The following is a 17,695-nucleotide window of genomic DNA, read 5'->3' on the forward strand; positions in this document are numbered from 1 at the left end:
AAGCTCAGCTTCATTTAAATAAGCAATGCAATTTCGATCTATTATCCGTATTGTCGGGCTTTTGCTCGCATTATTTAGCGTATCCATGCTTGCCCCAGCGCTGGTGGCCTTACTGTACCGAGATGGAGCAGGGGTGCCTTTTGTCACGACATTCTTTGTTTTGCTAATGTGTGGTGGTTTTTTCTGGTTCCCTAATCGTCGTTATCGTCATGAATTAAAAGCAAGGGATGGTTTTCTGATTGTTGTGCTCTTTTGGACGGTAATTGGTAGTGCCGGCTCGCTGCCTTTTTGGTTAGCCAATAACCCTGAGGTTTCCGTTACTGATGCATTTTTTGAGTCTTTCTCTGCGTTAACTACGACAGGGGCGACCGTTATTGTTGGATTAGACGAATTACCGAAAGCAATTTTATTTTACCGTCAGTTTCTGCAATGGTTTGGTGGTATGGGGATTATTGTACTTGCCGTGGCAATTCTTCCTGTGCTCGGAATTGGTGGCATGCAGCTATATCGTGCAGAAATTCCTGGTCCAGTGAAAGATACCAAGGTAACCCCGCGTATAGCAGAAACCGCAAAAGCCTTATGGTATATCTACCTTAGTTTGACGATCGCTTGCGCGGCTGCATTCTGGTTTGCTGGCATGACACTGTTTGACGCAATTTGTCATAGCTTCTCAACCATTGCTATTGGTGGATTTTCAACACACGATGCGAGTATCGGTTATTTTGATAGTTATGCTATTAACCTCATTACGGTTGTGTTCTTATTAATTTCTGCCTGTAATTTCACACTGCATTATGCTGCATTTTCAACTGGTGGCGTTCACCCCAAATATTACGTAAAAGATCCTGAGTTCCGTGCTTTTGCTGTAATCCAAATAATCCTATTTGCTATTTGTTTTTTGATGTTACTCGAACATCATTCTTACGACTCACTCTATGATGCGTTTGACCAAGCTCTATTTCAAACGGTATCAATATCAACAACGGCTGGTTTCACCACCACAGGTTTTTCGGATTGGCCACTATTTTTGCCTGTATTACTTTTATTCTCCTCTTTTATTGGTGGCTGTGCCGGTTCTACAGGTGGTGGTATGAAGGTTATCCGTATTTTATTACTAACACTGCAAGGTGCGCGGGAGATGAAGCGGCTAATACACCCAAGAGCGGTGTACACCATAAAAGTGGGTGGAACGGCGCTTTCACAGCGAGTGGTCGATGCGGTATGGGGATTTTTCTCTGCTTATGCGCTTGTATTTGTTGTCTGTATGTTGGCGTTAATCGCTACTGGGATGGATGAGCTCAGTGCATTTTCGGCCGTAGCTGCAACATTGAACAATTTAGGCCCAGGACTTGGTGAGGTATCAGTACATTTTGCAGATGTAAATGACAAGGCAAAGTGGGTGCTGATTGTCTCGATGTTGTTTGGGCGCTTAGAAATTTTCACACTATTAATACTGCTTACTCCAACATTTTGGCGTAGTTAAGGATGTAACGTGCAAAAAGCTTTATTTCTCTATTCTTCTCGTGAAGGGCAAACTCTGAAAATTATTAACTACATAAGAGATGAGTTGCCTGAATTGGATTGTGAAGTGGTCGATTTACATCAAGCTGAACATATTGATTTATTAGCTTATGATCGCATTCTTATTGGTGCTTCTATACGTTATGGTCATCTAAACAAGAAGCTCTACCAATTTATTGAACAGCATAAAGCTGAGTTGCAAACAGCTAAGTCAGCATTCTTCTGTGTCAACCTGACGGCCAGAAAAGAAGACCAAGGCAAAGATACGCCACAAGGTAGTGTCTATATTAAAACCTTTCTTAATAAATCGCCTTGGCAACCCACATTGATTGGAGTATTTGCGGGGGCTCTTTATTACCCACGTTACCGTTTCTTCGATAAAATTATGATTCGTTTCATTATGTCACTCACTGGCGGAGAAACGGACACATCAAAAGAAGTGGAGTACACAAACTGGAAAAAAGTGTCCATATTTAGCCAAAAGTTTAAAAACCTGTAAATGAAAAGCATATATTCAAGGTGTTTTGACTGTTTTTTAATCCAACAGATAAAAAACCAAATAAAATTGCAAAAAGGGGTTGCCAATGTGATGGCGATCTCTATAATGCCGCCTCACTGACACGGCACAGCCAGTAAGGGTTCAAGCCCACTAGCCAGTCAATCAGTAGGCCAAATCGGTAAGACGAAATAATTTAAAAAAGTGTTTGACACAAAAAATTATCTCGCTAGAATGGCTGCCTCTTCCAAGGAAGCCACGGCAACCAAACGAAGAACGCTCTTTAACAATATAAACCTATCAATCTGTGTGGGCACTCGTTGATGATAATCGAAAAAGATTTATCAATGAACTGAGTGACCTGAACTAGCAATAGTTCGAATGCTTTTTGATTTCACTTTTTATTGAAAAGTGAAAACCAATAAGCGGCACAGTCAATTCATTGTTGTTCTGTTGGAACAACAATAGCTTTAAAATTACTTTTTACTTTCGAGTAAGAGCAGTTTTGAAGTCAGTATTCATTGAGCCGGTCTTAGGACCAACAAAACTTTAATTGAAGAGTTTGATCATGGCTCAGATTGAACGCTGGCGGCAGGCCTAACACATGCAAGTCGAGCGGTAACATTTCAAAAGCTTGCTTTTGAAGATGACGAGCGGCGGACGGGTGAGTAATGCCTAGGAAATTGCCCTGATGTGGGGGATAACCATTGGAAACGATGGCTAATACCGCATGATGCCTACGGGCCAAAGAGGGGGACCTTCGGGCCTCTCGCGTCAGGATATGCCTAGGTGGGATTAGCTAGTTGGTGAGGTAATGGCTCACCAAGGCGACGATCCCTAGCTGGTCTGAGAGGATGATCAGCCACACTGGAACTGAGACACGGTCCAGACTCCTACGGGAGGCAGCAGTGGGGAATATTGCACAATGGGCGCAAGCCTGATGCAGCCATGCCGCGTGTATGAAGAAGGCCTTCGGGTTGTAAAGTACTTTCAGTCGTGAGGAAGGTGGTGTTGTTAATAGCAGCATCATTTGACGTTAGCGACAGAAGAAGCACCGGCTAACTCCGTGCCAGCAGCCGCGGTAATACGGAGGGTGCGAGCGTTAATCGGAATTACTGGGCGTAAAGCGCATGCAGGTGGTTCGTTAAGTCAGATGTGAAAGCCCGGGGCTCAACCTCGGAACTGCATTTGAAACTGGCGGACTAGAGTACTGTAGAGGGGGGTAGAATTTCAGGTGTAGCGGTGAAATGCGTAGAGATCTGAAGGAATACCGGTGGCGAAGGCGGCCCCCTGGACAGATACTGACACTCAGATGCGAAAGCGTGGGGAGCAAACAGGATTAGATACCCTGGTAGTCCACGCCGTAAACGATGTCTACTTGGAGGTTGTGGCCTTGAGCCGTGGCTTTCGGAGCTAACGCGTTAAGTAGACCGCCTGGGGAGTACGGTCGCAAGATTAAAACTCAAATGAATTGACGGGGGCCCGCACAAGCGGTGGAGCATGTGGTTTAATTCGATGCAACGCGAAGAACCTTACCTACTCTTGACATCCAGAGAATCCAGCGGAGACGCAGGAGTGCCTTCGGGAGCTCTGAGACAGGTGCTGCATGGCTGTCGTCAGCTCGTGTTGTGAAATGTTGGGTTAAGTCCCGCAACGAGCGCAACCCTTATCCTTGTTTGCCAGCGAGTAATGTCGGGAACTCCAGGGAGACTGCCGGTGATAAACCGGAGGAAGGTGGGGACGACGTCAAGTCATCATGGCCCTTACGAGTAGGGCTACACACGTGCTACAATGGCGCATACAGAGGGCAGCCAACTTGCGAAAGTGAGCGAATCCCAAAAAGTGCGTCGTAGTCCGGATTGGAGTCTGCAACTCGACTCCATGAAGTCGGAATCGCTAGTAATCGTGGATCAGAATGCCACGGTGAATACGTTCCCGGGCCTTGTACACACCGCCCGTCACACCATGGGAGTGGGCTGCAAAAGAAGTGGGTAGTTTAACCTTTCGGGGAGGACGCTCACCACTTTGTGGTTCATGACTGGGGTGAAGTCGTAACAAGGTAGCGCTAGGGGAACCTGGCGCTGGATCACCTCCTTATACGATGATTACACTGATGAGTGTCCACACAGATTGATGGTTTATACAGTTTTAGAGAAAGAATGTTCCCAAACATTCGCCACTTAGTGTCCCGTTCGTCTAGAGGCCTAGGACACCGCCCTTTCACGGCGGTAACAGGGGTTCGACTCCCCTACGGGATACCATGGGTCGTTAGCTCAGTTGGTAGAGCAGTTGACTTTTAATCAATTGGTCGCAGGTTCGAATCCTGCACGACCCACCATTTCCTCCCACGGAAATGCTTACTTTAGGTAAGAAAACAATGTGGGCGATTAGCTCAGTTGGGAGAGCACCTGCCTTACAAGCAGGGGGTCACTGGTTCGAGCCCGGTATCGCCCACCACTCTCTAAGGATTTTTGGATGCACACTTCCAAACCAGATTAAGTAATTGAACTGGTTGGTTTGTTTGACGCTGAAAGTCATTAGAAAGTGATTCATTCCTTTGGGAATAACACTCGCTCTTTAACAATTTGGAAAGCTGACTGATAACAACGTGATTTTTTGTTGTTATCAAATAAAAGTTCTCAATATCAACACGTTTATGTGTTGATACCAAACACATTCAAGTGTTCTTGGGAAAGCTTACTGCGGTAAGTTTTCAAAAATTGAGTCCGGCAAAATCGAAATGTCTCTCGCTCATTCAATAAAGAGAGACACTAAACCTTGGTGACTTGTCATCAACACGAAACTTCTTCGGGTTGTATGGTTAAGTGACTAAGCGTACACGGTGGATGCCTTGGCAGTCAGAGGCGATGAAGGACGTATTAACTTGCGATAAGCGTAGATTAGGCAGTAAAAGCCACTTGAGTCTACGATTTCCGAATGGGGAAACCCACTAGCATAAGCTAGTATCGCTGCGTGAATACATAGCGCAGCGAGGCGAACTCGGGGAACTGAAACATCTAAGTACCCGAAGGAAAAGAAATCAACTGAGATTCCGAAAGTAGCGGCGAGCGAAATTGGACTAGCCCTTAAGCTTTAAATGATGCAGGTGAACACGCTGGAAAGCGTGGCAATAAAGGGTGATAGCCCCGTAACCGACACGTCATTCTAAGTGAAAACGAGTAAGGCGGGACACGTGATATCCTGTTTGAATATGGGGGGACCATCCTCCAAGGCTAAATACTACTGACTGACCGATAGTGAACCAGTACCGTGAGGGAAAGGCGAAAAGAACCCCTGTGAGGGGAGTGAAATAGAACCTGAAACCGTGTACGTACAAGCAGTAGGAGCAGGCTTTGTCCTGTGACTGCGTACCTTTTGTATAATGGGTCAGCGACTTATATTCAGTGGCAAGGTTAACCGTATAGGGGAGCCGTAGGGAAACCGAGTCTTAACTGGGCGCTTTAGTCTCTGGATATAGACCCGAAACCGAGTGATCTAGCCATGGGCAGGTTGAAGATTGAGTAACATCAATTGGAGGACCGAACCGACTAATGTTGAAAAATTAGCGGATGACTTGTGGCTAGGGGTGAAAGGCCAATCAAACTCGGAGATAGCTGGTTCTCCCCGAAAGCTATTTAGGTAGCGCCTCGGACGAATACTACTGGGGGTAGAGCACTGTTAAGGCTAGGGGGTCATCCCGACTTACCAACCCTTTGCAAACTCCGAATACCAGTAAGTACTATCCGGGAGACACACGGCGGGTGCTAACGTCCGTCGTGGAGAGGGAAACAACCCAGACCGCCAGCTAAGGTCCCAAATTACTACTAAGTGGGAAACGATGTGGGAAGGCTCAGACAGCCAGGATGTTGGCTTAGAAGCAGCCATCATTTAAAGAAAGCGTAATAGCTCACTGGTCGAGTCGGCCTGCGCGGAAGATTTAACGGGGCTAAGTAGTAAACCGAAGCTGCGGCTGCAATCGCAAGATTGTGGGGTAGGGGAGCGTTCTGTAAGCCGTTGAAGGTGTGTTGTAAAGCATGCTGGAGGTATCAGAAGTGCGAATGCTGACATGAGTAACGATAATGGGGGTGAAAAACCCCCACGCCGGAAGACCAAGGGTTCCTGTCCAACGTTAATCGGGGCAGGGTAAGTCGACCCCTAAGGCGAGGCTGAAAAGCGTAGTCGATGGGAAACGGGTTAATATTCCCGTACTGCTTATAATTGCGATGGGGGGACGGAGAAGGCTAGGTGGGCCTGGCGACGGTTGTCCAGGTTCAAGTGCGTAGGCTAAGAGACTAGGTAAATCCGGTTTCTTGTTAGGCTGAGACACGACGTCGAGCTACTACGGTAGTGAAGTCATTGATGCCATGCTTCCAGGAAAAGCCTCTAAGCTTCAGATTATAAGCAATCGTACCCCAAACCGACACAGGTGGTCGGGTAGAGAATACCAAGGCGCTTGAGAGAACTCGGGTGAAGGAACTAGGCAAAATGGTACCGTAACTTCGGGAGAAGGTACGCTCTTGGCGGTGAAGTCCCTAGCGGATGGAGCTACTGAGAGTCGCAGATACCAGGTGGCTGCAACTGTTTATTAAAAACACAGCACTGTGCAAAATCGTAAGATGACGTATACGGTGTGACGCCTGCCCGGTGCCGGAAGGTTAATTGATGGGGTTAGACTTAGGTCGAAGCTCTTGATCGAAGCCCCGGTAAACGGCGGCCGTAACTATAACGGTCCTAAGGTAGCGAAATTCCTTGTCGGGTAAGTTCCGACCTGCACGAATGGCGTAATGATGGCCACGCTGTCTCCACCCGAGACTCAGTGAAATTGAAATCGCTGTGAAGATGCAGTGTACCCGCGGCTAGACGGAAAGACCCCGTGAACCTTTACTACAGCTTGGCACTGAACATTGAACCTACATGTGTAGGATAGGTGGGAGACTTAGAAGCGCAGTCGCTAGATTGCGTGGAGTCGTCCTTGAAATACCACCCTTGTAGTTTTGATGTTCTAACGTTGGCCCCTAATCGGGGTTGCGGACAGTGCCTGGTGGGTAGTTTGACTGGGGCGGTCTCCTCCCAAAGAGTAACGGAGGAGCACGAAGGTGGGCTAAACACGGTTGGACATCGTGTGGTTAGTGCAATGGCATAAGCCCGCTTAACTGCGAGAATGACAATTCGAGCAGGTACGAAAGTAGGTCATAGTGATCCGGTGGTTCTGAATGGAAGGGCCATCGCTCAACGGATAAAAGGTACTCCGGGGATAACAGGCTGATACCGCCCAAGAGTTCATATCGACGGCGGTGTTTGGCACCTCGATGTCGGCTCATCACATCCTGGGGCTGAAGTCGGTCCCAAGGGTATGGCTGTTCGCCATTTAAAGTGGTACGCGAGCTGGGTTTAGAACGTCGTGAGACAGTTCGGTCCCTATCTGCCGTGGGCGTTGGAAGATTGAAGGGGGCTGCTCCTAGTACGAGAGGACCGGAGTGGACGAACCTCTGGTGTTCGGGTTGTTACGCCAGTAGCATTGCCCGGTAGCTAAGTTCGGAATCGATAACCGCTGAAAGCATCTAAGCGGGAAGCGAGCCCTGAGATGAGTCTTCCCTGGCACTTTAAGTGTCCTAAAGGGTTGTTCAAGACTAGAACGTTGATAGGTTGGGTGTGTAAGCGCTGCGAGGCGTTGAGCTAACCAATACTAATTGCCCGTGAGGCTTAACCATACAACACCGAAGGGGTTTTGTGGACTCAATAGAAGAACATTGAATGTGAAGAACGAAGACAGCTTTCCGAATTAAAGAATTTGCTTGGCGACCATAGCGTTGCGGACCCACCTGACTCCATGCCGAACTCAGAAGTGAAACGCAATAGCGCCGATGGTAGTGTGGGGCTTCCCCATGTGAGAGTAGGACATCGCCAGGCTTTAATTTCCGACTGGTCTCATTGAGACGAGTCACCATAATATTCTCATGAAAATGTGAGAGTTTTATGTTGACTTTCAAAGTGGAAAGCGTATTATACGCGTCCTGCTTAGGTGTTAAGGCACTGAAAGGCAAGCTCTTTAACAATATAAACCTATCAATCTGTGTGGGCACTCGTTGATGATAATCGAAAAAGATTTATCAATGAACTGAGTGACCAATCAGAATCAAGTTTACTTGATTTTGGCACAGTCAATTCATTGTTGTTCTGTTGGAACAACAATAGCTTTAAAATTACTTTTTACTTTCGAGTAAGAGCAGTTTTGAAGTCAGTATTCATTGAGCCGGTCTTAGGACCAACAAAACTTTAATTGAAGAGTTTGATCATGGCTCAGATTGAACGCTGGCGGCAGGCCTAACACATGCAAGTCGAGCGGTAACATTTCAAAAGCTTGCTTTTGAAGATGACGAGCGGCGGACGGGTGAGTAATGCCTAGGAAATTGCCCTGATGTGGGGGATAACCATTGGAAACGATGGCTAATACCGCATGATGCCTACGGGCCAAAGAGGGGGACCTTCGGGCCTCTCGCGTCAGGATATGCCTAGGTGGGATTAGCTAGTTGGTGAGGTAATGGCTCACCAAGGCGACGATCCCTAGCTGGTCTGAGAGGATGATCAGCCACACTGGAACTGAGACACGGTCCAGACTCCTACGGGAGGCAGCAGTGGGGAATATTGCACAATGGGCGCAAGCCTGATGCAGCCATGCCGCGTGTATGAAGAAGGCCTTCGGGTTGTAAAGTACTTTCAGTCGTGAGGAAGGTGGTGTTCGTTAATAGCAGCATCATTTGACGTTAGCGACAGAAGAAGCACCGGCTAACTCCGTGCCAGCAGCCGCGGTAATACGGAGGGTGCGAGCGTTAATCGGAATTACTGGGCGTAAAGCGCATGCAGGTGGTTCGTTAAGTCAGATGTGAAAGCCCGGGGCTCAACCTCGGAACTGCATTTGAAACTGGCGGACTAGAGTACTGTAGAGGGGGGTAGAATTTCAGGTGTAGCGGTGAAATGCGTAGAGATCTGAAGGAATACCGGTGGCGAAGGCGGCCCCCTGGACAGATACTGACACTCAGATGCGAAAGCGTGGGGAGCAAACAGGATTAGATACCCTGGTAGTCCACGCCGTAAACGATGTCTACTTGGAGGTTGTGGCCTTGAGCCGTGGCTTTCGGAGCTAACGCGTTAAGTAGACCGCCTGGGGAGTACGGTCGCAAGATTAAAACTCAAATGAATTGACGGGGGCCCGCACAAGCGGTGGAGCATGTGGTTTAATTCGATGCAACGCGAAGAACCTTACCTACTCTTGACATCCAGAGAATCCAGCGGAGACGCAGGAGTGCCTTCGGGAGCTCTGAGACAGGTGCTGCATGGCTGTCGTCAGCTCGTGTTGTGAAATGTTGGGTTAAGTCCCGCAACGAGCGCAACCCTTATCCTTGTTTGCCAGCGAGTAATGTCGGGAACTCCAGGGAGACTGCCGGTGATAAACCGGAGGAAGGTGGGGACGACGTCAAGTCATCATGGCCCTTACGAGTAGGGCTACACACGTGCTACAATGGCGCATACAGAGGGCAGCCAACTTGCGAAAGTGAGCGAATCCCAAAAAGTGCGTCGTAGTCCGGATTGGAGTCTGCAACTCGACTCCATGAAGTCGGAATCGCTAGTAATCGTGGATCAGAATGCCACGGTGAATACGTTCCCGGGCCTTGTACACACCGCCCGTCACACCATGGGAGTGGGCTGCAAAAGAAGTGGGTAGTTTAACCTTTCGGGGAGGACGCTCACCACTTTGTGGTTCATGACTGGGGTGAAGTCGTAACAAGGTAGCGCTAGGGGAACCTGGCGCTGGATCACCTCCTTATACGATGATTACACTGATGAGTGTCCACACAGATTGATGGTTTATACAGTTTTAGAGACGATGCTGGGTCTGTAGCTCAGGTGGTTAGAGCGTTCGCCTGATAAGCGAGAGGTCGGTGGTTCAAGTCCACTCAGACCCACCAATTCTTCTTAATCGAAGATTGGCACACAGTATCACACACCTGATGGGGCTATAGCTCAGCTGGGAGAGCGCCTGCCTTGCACGCAGGAGGTCTGCGGTTCGATCCCGCATAGCTCCACCATCTTTAAGCACATTTGCTTAAGTGTTCTTAAAAATGGTTTTCATCAGAAAATCTTGCTCTTTAACAATTTGGAAAGCTGACTGATAACAACGTGATTTGTTGTTATCAAATAAAAGTTCTCAATATCAATACGTTTACGTGTTGATACCAAACACATTCAAGTGTTCTTGGGAAAGCTTACTGCGGTAAGTTTTCAAAATTGAGTCCGGCAAAATCGAAATGTCTCTCGCTCATTCAATAAAGAGAGACACTAAACCTTGGTGACTTGTCATCAACACGAAACTTCTTCGGGTTGTATGGTTAAGTGACTAAGCGTACACGGTGGATGCCTTGGCAGTCAGAGGCGATGAAGGACGTATTAACTTGCGATAAGCGTAGATTAGGCAGTAAAAGCCACTTGAGTCTACGATTTCCGAATGGGGAAACCCACTAGCATAAGCTAGTATCGCTGCGTGAATACATAGCGCAGCGAGGCGAACTCGGGGAACTGAAACATCTAAGTACCCGAAGGAAAAGAAATCAACTGAGATTCCGAAAGTAGCGGCGAGCGAAATTGGACTAGCCCTTAAGCTTTAAATGATGCAGGTGAACACGCTGGAAAGCGTGGCAATAAAGGGTGATAGCCCCGTAACCGACACGTCATTCTAAGTGAAAACGAGTAAGGCGGGACACGTGATATCCTGTTTGAATATGGGGGGACCATCCTCCAAGGCTAAATACTACTGACTGACCGATAGTGAACCAGTACCGTGAGGGAAAGGCGAAAAGAACCCCTGTGAGGGGAGTGAAATAGAACCTGAAACCGTGTACGTACAAGCAGTAGGAGCAGGCTTTGTCCTGTGACTGCGTACCTTTTGTATAATGGGTCAGCGACTTATATTCAGTGGCAAGGTTAACCGTATAGGGGAGCCGTAGGGAAACCGAGTCTTAACTGGGCGCTTTAGTCTCTGGATATAGACCCGAAACCGAGTGATCTAGCCATGGGCAGGTTGAAGATTGAGTAACATCAATTGGAGGACCGAACCGACTAATGTTGAAAAATTAGCGGATGACTTGTGGCTAGGGGTGAAAGGCCAATCAAACTCGGAGATAGCTGGTTCTCCCCGAAAGCTATTTAGGTAGCGCCTCGGACGAATACTACTGGGGGTAGAGCACTGTTAAGGCTAGGGGGTCATCCCGACTTACCAACCCTTTGCAAACTCCGAATACCAGTAAGTACTATCCGGGAGACACACGGCGGGTGCTAACGTCCGTCGTGGAGAGGGAAACAACCCAGACCGCCAGCTAAGGTCCCAAATTACTACTAAGTGGGAAACGATGTGGGAAGGCTCAGACAGCCAGGATGTTGGCTTAGAAGCAGCCATCATTTAAAGAAAGCGTAATAGCTCACTGGTCGAGTCGGCCTGCGCGGAAGATGTAACGGGGCTAAGTAGTAAACCGAAGCTGCGGCTGCAATCGTAAGATTGTGGGGTAGGGGAGCGTTCTGTAAGCCGTTGAAGGTGTGTTGTAAAGCATGCTGGAGGTATCAGAAGTGCGAATGCTGACATGAGTAACGATAATGGGGGTGAAAAACCCCCACGCCGGAAGACCAAGGGTTCCTGTCCAACGTTAATCGGGGCAGGGTAAGTCGACCCCTAAGGCGAGGCTGAAAAGCGTAGTCGATGGGAAACGGGTTAATATTCCCGTACTGCTTATAATTGCGATGGGGGGACGGAGAAGGCTAGGTGGGCCTGGCGACGGTTGTCCAGGTTCAAGTGCGTAGGCTAAGAGACTAGGTAAATCCGGTTTCTTGTTAGGCTGAGACACGACGTCGAGCACCTACGGGTGTGAAGTCATTGATGCCATGCTTCCAGGAAAAGCCTCTAAGCTTCAGATTATAAGCAATCGTACCCCAAACCGACACAGGTGGTCGGGTAGAGAATACCAAGGCGCTTGAGAGAACTCGGGTGAAGGAACTAGGCAAAATGGTACCGTAACTTCGGGAGAAGGTACGCTCTTGGCGGTGAAGTCCCTAGCGGATGGAGCTACTGAGAGTCGCAGATACCAGGTGGCTGCAACTGTTTATTAAAAACACAGCACTGTGCAAAATCGTAAGATGACGTATACGGTGTGACGCCTGCCCGGTGCCGGAAGGTTAATTGATGGGGTTAGACTTAGGTCGAAGCTCTTGATCGAAGCCCCGGTAAACGGCGGCCGTAACTATAACGGTCCTAAGGTAGCGAAATTCCTTGTCGGGTAAGTTCCGACCTGCACGAATGGCGTAATGATGGCCACGCTGTCTCCACCCGAGACTCAGTGAAATTGAAATCGCTGTGAAGATGCAGTGTACCCGCGGCTAGACGGAAAGACCCCGTGAACCTTTACTACAGCTTGGCACTGAACATTGAACCTACATGTGTAGGATAGGTGGGAGACTTAGAAGCGCAGTCGCTAGATTGCGTGGAGTCGTCCTTGAAATACCACCCTTGTAGTTTTGATGTTCTAACGTTGGCCCCTAATCGGGGTTGCGGACAGTGCCTGGTGGGTAGTTTGACTGGGGCGGTCTCCTCCCAAAGAGTAACGGAGGAGCACGAAGGTGGGCTAAACACGGTTGGACATCGTGTGGTTAGTGCAATGGCATAAGCCCGCTTAACTGCGAGAATGACAATTCGAGCAGGTACGAAAGTAGGTCATAGTGATCCGGTGGTTCTGAATGGAAGGGCCATCGCTCAACGGATAAAAGGTACTCCGGGGATAACAGGCTGATACCGCCCAAGAGTTCATATCGACGGCGGTGTTTGGCACCTCGATGTCGGCTCATCACATCCTGGGGCTGAAGTCGGTCCCAAGGGTATGGCTGTTCGCCATTTAAAGTGGTACGCGAGCTGGGTTTAGAACGTCGTGAGACAGTTCGGTCCCTATCTGCCGTGGGCGTTGGAAGATTGAAGGGGGCTGCTCCTAGTACGAGAGGACCGGAGTGGACGAACCTCTGGTGTTCGGGTTGTTACGCCAGTAGCATTGCCCGGTAGCTAAGTTCGGAATCGATAACCGCTGAAAGCATCTAAGCGGGAAGCGAGCCCTGAGATGAGTCTTCCCTGGCACTTTAAGTGTCCTAAAGGGTTGTTCGAGACTAGAACGTTGATAGGTTGGGTGTGTAAGCGCTGCGAGGCGTTGAGCTAACCAATACTAATTGCCCGTGAGGCTTAACCATACAACACCGAAGGGGTTTTGTGGGCTCAATAGAAGAACATTGAATGTGAAGAACGAAGACAGCTTTCCGAATTAAAGAATTTGCTTGGCGACCATAGCGTTGCGGACCCACCTGACTCCATGCCGAACTCAGAAGTGAAACGCAATAGCGCCGATGGTAGTGTGGGGCTTCCCCATGTGAGAGTAGGACATCGCCAGGCTTTGAATATTGTCTAACCAGACACGCAGCGGAGCGGTAGTTCAGTTGGTTAGAATACCGGCCTGTCACGCCGGGGGTCGCGGGTTCGAGTCCCGTCCGCTCCGCCACTTTATTTAAGAGAAGTTTAACTCTTTAAAATAAACGTTAGGGGTGTAGCTCCAATTGGCAGAGCAGCGGATTCCAAATCCGCGTGTTGGGAGTTCGAATCTCTCCACCCCTGCCATCTTAATTTTGCATAATAATGCAAATCAGAAAGCCCAGTTGATTTACTGGGCTTTTTTGTGCGTACTCTACTGCAACATAACTCCCAACGATCAGAACCTACTTTCTTGAGTTTTACGTTGTTGAACTCGAGTGTGGCTGCTTTTCCCTGTTGCTCAACCACATAGACCATGTTCATCGATTCGAAGTTCTGAACACGGTTTTTACTGTCGTTCTTAATGATGACCGATTTGCATGTATAAGCATATTGTCAAAGCTTGTGGCCATGATGCCGCGCGGGGGGAAGCTGGATACAATGGACGAAGGCCAAACCACTATATGTCGCGATAACTTGGCACATCTCGATTTTTGATTTCTTTCTGGGTGTGCAGCCGTCCTCAGTGTACAGCCTTGCTTGGCCGTTGGCGATCAACTCATTGCCAATAATCGCGACCAAATCGTCAGTCGCTGCAAAACGTACATCAAGCAGGTTTTTCACATCATCAATCAGCGTTTGGCTGGCGGTAGAATTGATATAAAAGCTCTCGGTGGCACTGCTCACGTTATAGCGTTTTGAGAGTTGTCTTTATAGGCTTTGAGTTTGTTGATTGAGTCGATATTCATGGGGCTCCGGCTTTCTATGGCTGGAGATTATATTGAATCGATGTTAAAGCCGTCTTTGTATTGAATGGGGTTTTATATTCTCGCTTTAAAATGTGAAGCGAAAGCGGTATAGCATTAAGACGCTTTCTCGGTTGTATGGTGTAGTTCAAAGGTCACTCTCGTTGAGTGGCCTTTTTTATGTCTGTCATAAACGCTCAGATAAAGTGCATGGTGGGCTTTTCTACTGGTTCAATCTAACCGCATAATTCGTTCTTTTCGCTGTGTAATCTCCGCCTGTAATTGTTCATCAGGCGGCTGGTAGTTTTCGCTCGATGAACGCTAACCTGTAAGCTCCTTTACTGTTTTCCCTGGGCACCTGTTGCGAACTTGAAGTCAGAGTCATCGGACGTTTTTCCACTGGGAAGCTGGCGAACTTAATTAGTGTTACGAAGGCTTTAACACGTTCGCCGTAATAGGGGATGGTCGTGTATCTGCTCACCTGGCAATGTCTCGAATTGGACGACAGGATCGACAAGTTCATTTGGTTTGTATTGTTTAATGTGCTCTTTGAGCATTGCTACTCCTCCGAATTCAGCCCAGTGATTTTAGCTCACTAAGTAAGACGGTTGCTGGTATCCAATGTGGTTTTTCTTACAGTTCATCCGATTTCATTTACATAAGTGACGTATGTAACTTTTAAAAAGTACTTGGTGATTTGTACTTTGTATAACCACTTTTTATATTTGTAGGTCGATTTCTCCTCTTTAGCGGTTAGAATAGCGACTGTAGTTCTAAGGAGATTATTATGGGTCAATTGTCTATATTAGGCTTTATCGCATTGGGTGGGGCGTTTGGTGCTTGCTCTCGTTATTTAATCTCCGAGTTGTGTGTGGTGCTTCTCGGGCGAGGTTTTCCTTATGGCACACTAATGGTAAACGTTGTCGGCTCATTTATTATGGGGTTATTGATCGCGGCATTTGAGAGTGAGTTACTTGCCACTGAACCGTGGCGACAAATTATTGGTTTAGGATTTTTAGGAGCGCTAACGACATTTTCCACTTTCTCTATGGATAACGTTCTTTTAATGCAGCAAGGCGCTTTCTTTAAAATGGGCCTTAACATTCTATTGAATGTCGTTTTGAGTATTTCTGTTGCTTGGATTGGCTTTCAATTGTTGAACAAAAGTTAACTGAATTAACGTTTCACCTTGGTTAATTAATCTGCTTTCTTTATAATGATTTCACTTGTCGGAGTGCCATAAGGCTGAGACCGTATTTTCGGGATCCGTTGAACCTGATCAGGCTAATACCTGCGAAGGGAACAAGAGAAGATAATCTTGCTAGTGATCTATCTAGTTATATCATCCTCAGATCAAAATTTTATTTTGATCGACTCTTGTGCATCAATCCGCCAAGCATTTATCCCTAAATCAATGAAAGGAAAATGCTATGTCGAGTCGCAAACAAGCGAGACTAGAAGCCAAACAATTTATCGACACTCTATCTGTCGAGTCTTACCCTAATTCAACCAAAATTTATATCGAAGGTTCACGCGCTGATATTCGTGTCCCAATGAGAGAAATTAGACTTGCCGATAGCTTAATTGGAGGGACTAAAGCAGACCCTGTTTATCAGCCCAATGACCCTGTGTGTGTTTATGATACATCGGGTGTCTATACTGACCCATCCCACACCATCGATTTATACCAAGGTCTTCCGAAGCTAAGAGAGCGCTGGATAGCAGAGAGAGAAGATACCGAGTTGCTTCAAGGCGTTAGTTCTGTTTATGCAAAACAACGTTTAACTGACGAAACGTTAGACCAATTACGTTATGGTAATTTACCTTCTGTTCGTCGTGCAAAGCACGGCAGACGAGTCACTCAGTTGCATTACGCGCGACAAGGTATTATTACTCCTGAAATGGAATACATCGCTATTCGCGAAAATATGGGGCGGCAAAAGTTTGCTGATGAACAACTTAACCAACAGCATCCAGGTCAGAGCTTTGGTGCTAACCTTCCACGAGATATAACGCCTGAATTTGTCCGCCAAGAAGTGGCTCAGGGGCGTGCAATTATCCCAGCTAATATTAATCACCCAGAATCAGAGCCGATGATTATTGGCCGTAACTTTTTAGTAAAAGTAAACGCTAATATAGGTAACTCATCGGTTTCTTCTTCTATTGAAGAAGAGGTGGAAAAATTAGTGTGGGCGACTCGCTGGGGTGGCGATACGGTAATGGATCTTTCTACGGGGAGAAATATCCATGAGACACGAGAATGGATTTTACGCAATAGTCCGGTACCAATAGGCACCGTTCCTATGTATCAAGCCCTTGAAAAAGTGAATGGTGTTGCTGAAGATCTAACATGGGAAGTGATGCGAGATACGCTTATTGAACAAGCAGAGCAGGGGGTTGATTACTTTACTATTCATGCAGGGTTGTTATTGCGCTATGTTCCTATGACGGCCAAACGTGTCACTGGTATTGTTTCTCGTGGAGGTTCAATCATTGCGAAGTGGTGTTTGGCTCATCATACTGAAAGTTTTCTTTATACGAACTTCCGAGAAATTTGCGAAATCTGTTCAAAGTATGACGTCGCATTATCTTTAGGTGATGGACTTCGCCCTGGCTCAATTGCCGATGCAAATGATGAAGCACAATTTGCTGAGCTTCGAACCTTGGGTGAGCTGACCAAAATTGCCTGGGAATACGACGTTCAGGTCATTATTGAGGGACCTGGTCATATTCCAATGCATATGATTAAAGAAAATATGGATGAGCAGCTTAAGCACTGCCACGAAGCTCCATTCTATACTCTAGGCCCACTTACAACGGATATCGCACCTGGTTACGATCACATCACTTCCGGTATTGGAGCGGCAATGATTGGTTGGTATGGCTGCGCAATGCTCTGCTATGTCACGCCTAAAGAGCATTTAGGTTTGCCCAATAAAGAAGATGTAAAAACCGGCTTAATTACTTATAAATTAGCCGCGCATGCTGCTGATCTTGCTAAGGGCCATCCTGGCGCTCAAATTCGTGATAATGCTTTATCAAAAGCCCGTTTCGAATTTCGTTGGGAGGACCAATTTAACCTTGCGCTAGATCCTGTTACAGCTCGTGCTTTCCATGATGAAACCTTACCTCAGGAATCAGGAAAAGTAGCGCATTTTTGCTCAATGTGTGGTCCAAAATTCTGTTCGATGAAGATCTCTCAAGAAGTGCGAGAATATGCTAAAGATAGCGAGCAAGTTGCTGCTGATGCAAAGATTTCTGTGAAATTATTGGATGATCCTTTAGAAGGTATGCGAAAAAAATCGCATGAGTTTAAGGCGGCTGGTTCCGAACTATATCATCCAGTGGTGAATAAGCAGACTGTTTGCAGCGAGGAGTAGC

General features: G+C 47.4%; 5 protein-coding genes, 7 tRNA genes, 6 rRNA genes and 1 riboswitch. Of the genes, 17 read left to right on the top strand and 1 reads right to left on the bottom strand.

All coding sequences use genetic code 11. The features are described 5' to 3' along the window. The first annotated feature begins 25 nt into the window (after positions 1-25). The 15 genes from MCT08_RS01510 (at position 26) to MCT08_RS01580 (ending at position 13,715) form a co-directional block, all read left to right on the top strand. Positions 26-1,483 carry a TrkH family potassium uptake protein gene (locus MCT08_RS01510; protein ID WP_274677743.1) on the top strand — a complete coding sequence of 486 codons (1,458 nt, stop codon included), beginning with the start codon at positions 26-28 and terminating at the stop codon, positions 1,481-1,483. Positions 1,484-1,492: 9 nt separating this feature from the next. After that, positions 1,493-2,020 (top strand): menaquinone-dependent protoporphyrinogen IX dehydrogenase, encoded by a 528-nt coding sequence (gene hemG / locus MCT08_RS01515; RefSeq protein ID WP_053308844.1) that lies wholly within the window; start codon positions 1,493-1,495, stop codon positions 2,018-2,020. A 547-nt stretch (positions 2,021-2,567) separates the two neighbouring features. Continuing rightward, positions 2,568-4,114 (top strand): 16S ribosomal RNA (locus tag MCT08_RS01520). Positions 4,115-4,202: 88 nt separating this feature from the next. Then, positions 4,203-4,278: transfer RNA gene (locus MCT08_RS01525), tRNA-Glu, on the top strand. A gap of 1 nt (position 4,279) precedes the next feature. Then, positions 4,280-4,355: transfer RNA gene (locus MCT08_RS01530), tRNA-Lys, on the top strand. A 43-nt stretch (positions 4,356-4,398) separates the two neighbouring features. Further along, positions 4,399-4,474: transfer RNA gene (locus MCT08_RS01535), tRNA-Val, on the top strand. 362 nt (positions 4,475-4,836) lie between these two features. Next, a 23S ribosomal RNA gene (locus MCT08_RS01540) occupies positions 4,837-7,728 on the top strand. A gap of 83 nt (positions 7,729-7,811) precedes the next feature. Continuing rightward, positions 7,812-7,927: ribosomal RNA gene (gene rrf / locus MCT08_RS01545) — 5S ribosomal RNA — on the top strand. A gap of 367 nt (positions 7,928-8,294) precedes the next feature. Then, a 16S ribosomal RNA gene (locus MCT08_RS01550) occupies positions 8,295-9,842 on the top strand. Positions 9,843-9,907: 65 nt separating this feature from the next. Then, positions 9,908-9,984, top strand: a tRNA-Ile gene (locus MCT08_RS01555). Between the two features lie 44 nt (positions 9,985-10,028). Continuing rightward, positions 10,029-10,104 (top strand) — tRNA-Ala (locus tag MCT08_RS01560). 298 nt (positions 10,105-10,402) lie between these two features. Further along, positions 10,403-13,294, top strand: a 23S ribosomal RNA gene (locus tag MCT08_RS01565). Positions 13,295-13,377: 83 nt separating this feature from the next. After that, a 5S ribosomal RNA gene (gene rrf / locus MCT08_RS01570) occupies positions 13,378-13,493 on the top strand. Together the 16S, 23S and 5S rRNA genes with 7 tRNA genes alongside form the textbook arrangement of a ribosomal RNA operon. 29 nt (positions 13,494-13,522) lie before the next feature. Next, positions 13,523-13,599: transfer RNA gene (locus tag MCT08_RS01575), tRNA-Asp, on the top strand. Between the two features lie 39 nt (positions 13,600-13,638). Continuing rightward, positions 13,639-13,715: transfer RNA gene (locus MCT08_RS01580), tRNA-Trp, on the top strand. Positions 13,716-13,964: 249 nt separating this feature from the next. Here the strand turns inward: MCT08_RS01580 and MCT08_RS01585 are convergent. Then, the gene (locus MCT08_RS01585) at positions 13,965-14,255 is read right to left on the bottom strand and encodes a P2 family phage major capsid protein (protein WP_274677744.1); all 291 of its coding nucleotides are present in this window, start codon (positions 14,253-14,255) and stop codon (positions 13,965-13,967) included. Between the two features lie 846 nt (positions 14,256-15,101). Between MCT08_RS01585 and crcB the strand changes: the two genes are divergently transcribed. Continuing rightward, complete coding sequence (gene crcB / locus MCT08_RS01590) at positions 15,102-15,485, top strand: fluoride efflux transporter CrcB (RefSeq protein WP_053309792.1); 384 nt, start codon at positions 15,102-15,104, stop codon at positions 15,483-15,485. 49 nt (positions 15,486-15,534) lie between these two features. After that, positions 15,535-15,633, top strand: a riboswitch (TPP riboswitch). Between the two features lie 111 nt (positions 15,634-15,744). Continuing rightward, complete coding sequence (gene thiC / locus MCT08_RS01595; protein ID WP_274677745.1) at positions 15,745-17,694, top strand: phosphomethylpyrimidine synthase ThiC; 1,950 nt, start codon at positions 15,745-15,747, stop codon at positions 17,692-17,694. The last annotated feature ends 1 nt before the right edge of the window (position 17,695 follow it).

This window comes from Vibrio aestuarianus, assembly GCF_028858425.1.
Taxonomy (GTDB): Bacteria; Pseudomonadota; Gammaproteobacteria; order Enterobacterales; family Vibrionaceae; genus Vibrio; species Vibrio aestuarianus.

Bases quoted from the DNA above. Each gene is read 5' to 3' on its own strand.
- thiC (WP_274677745.1), top strand. From the start codon at position 15,745: ATGTCGAGTCGCAAACAAGCGAGACTAGAAGCCAAACAATTTATCGAC.
- crcB (WP_053309792.1), top strand. From the start codon at position 15,102: ATGGGTCAATTGTCTATATTAGGCTTTATCGCATTGGGTGGGGCGTTT.
- MCT08_RS01510 (WP_274677743.1), top strand. From the start codon at position 26: ATGCAATTTCGATCTATTATCCGTATTGTCGGGCTTTTGCTCGCATTA.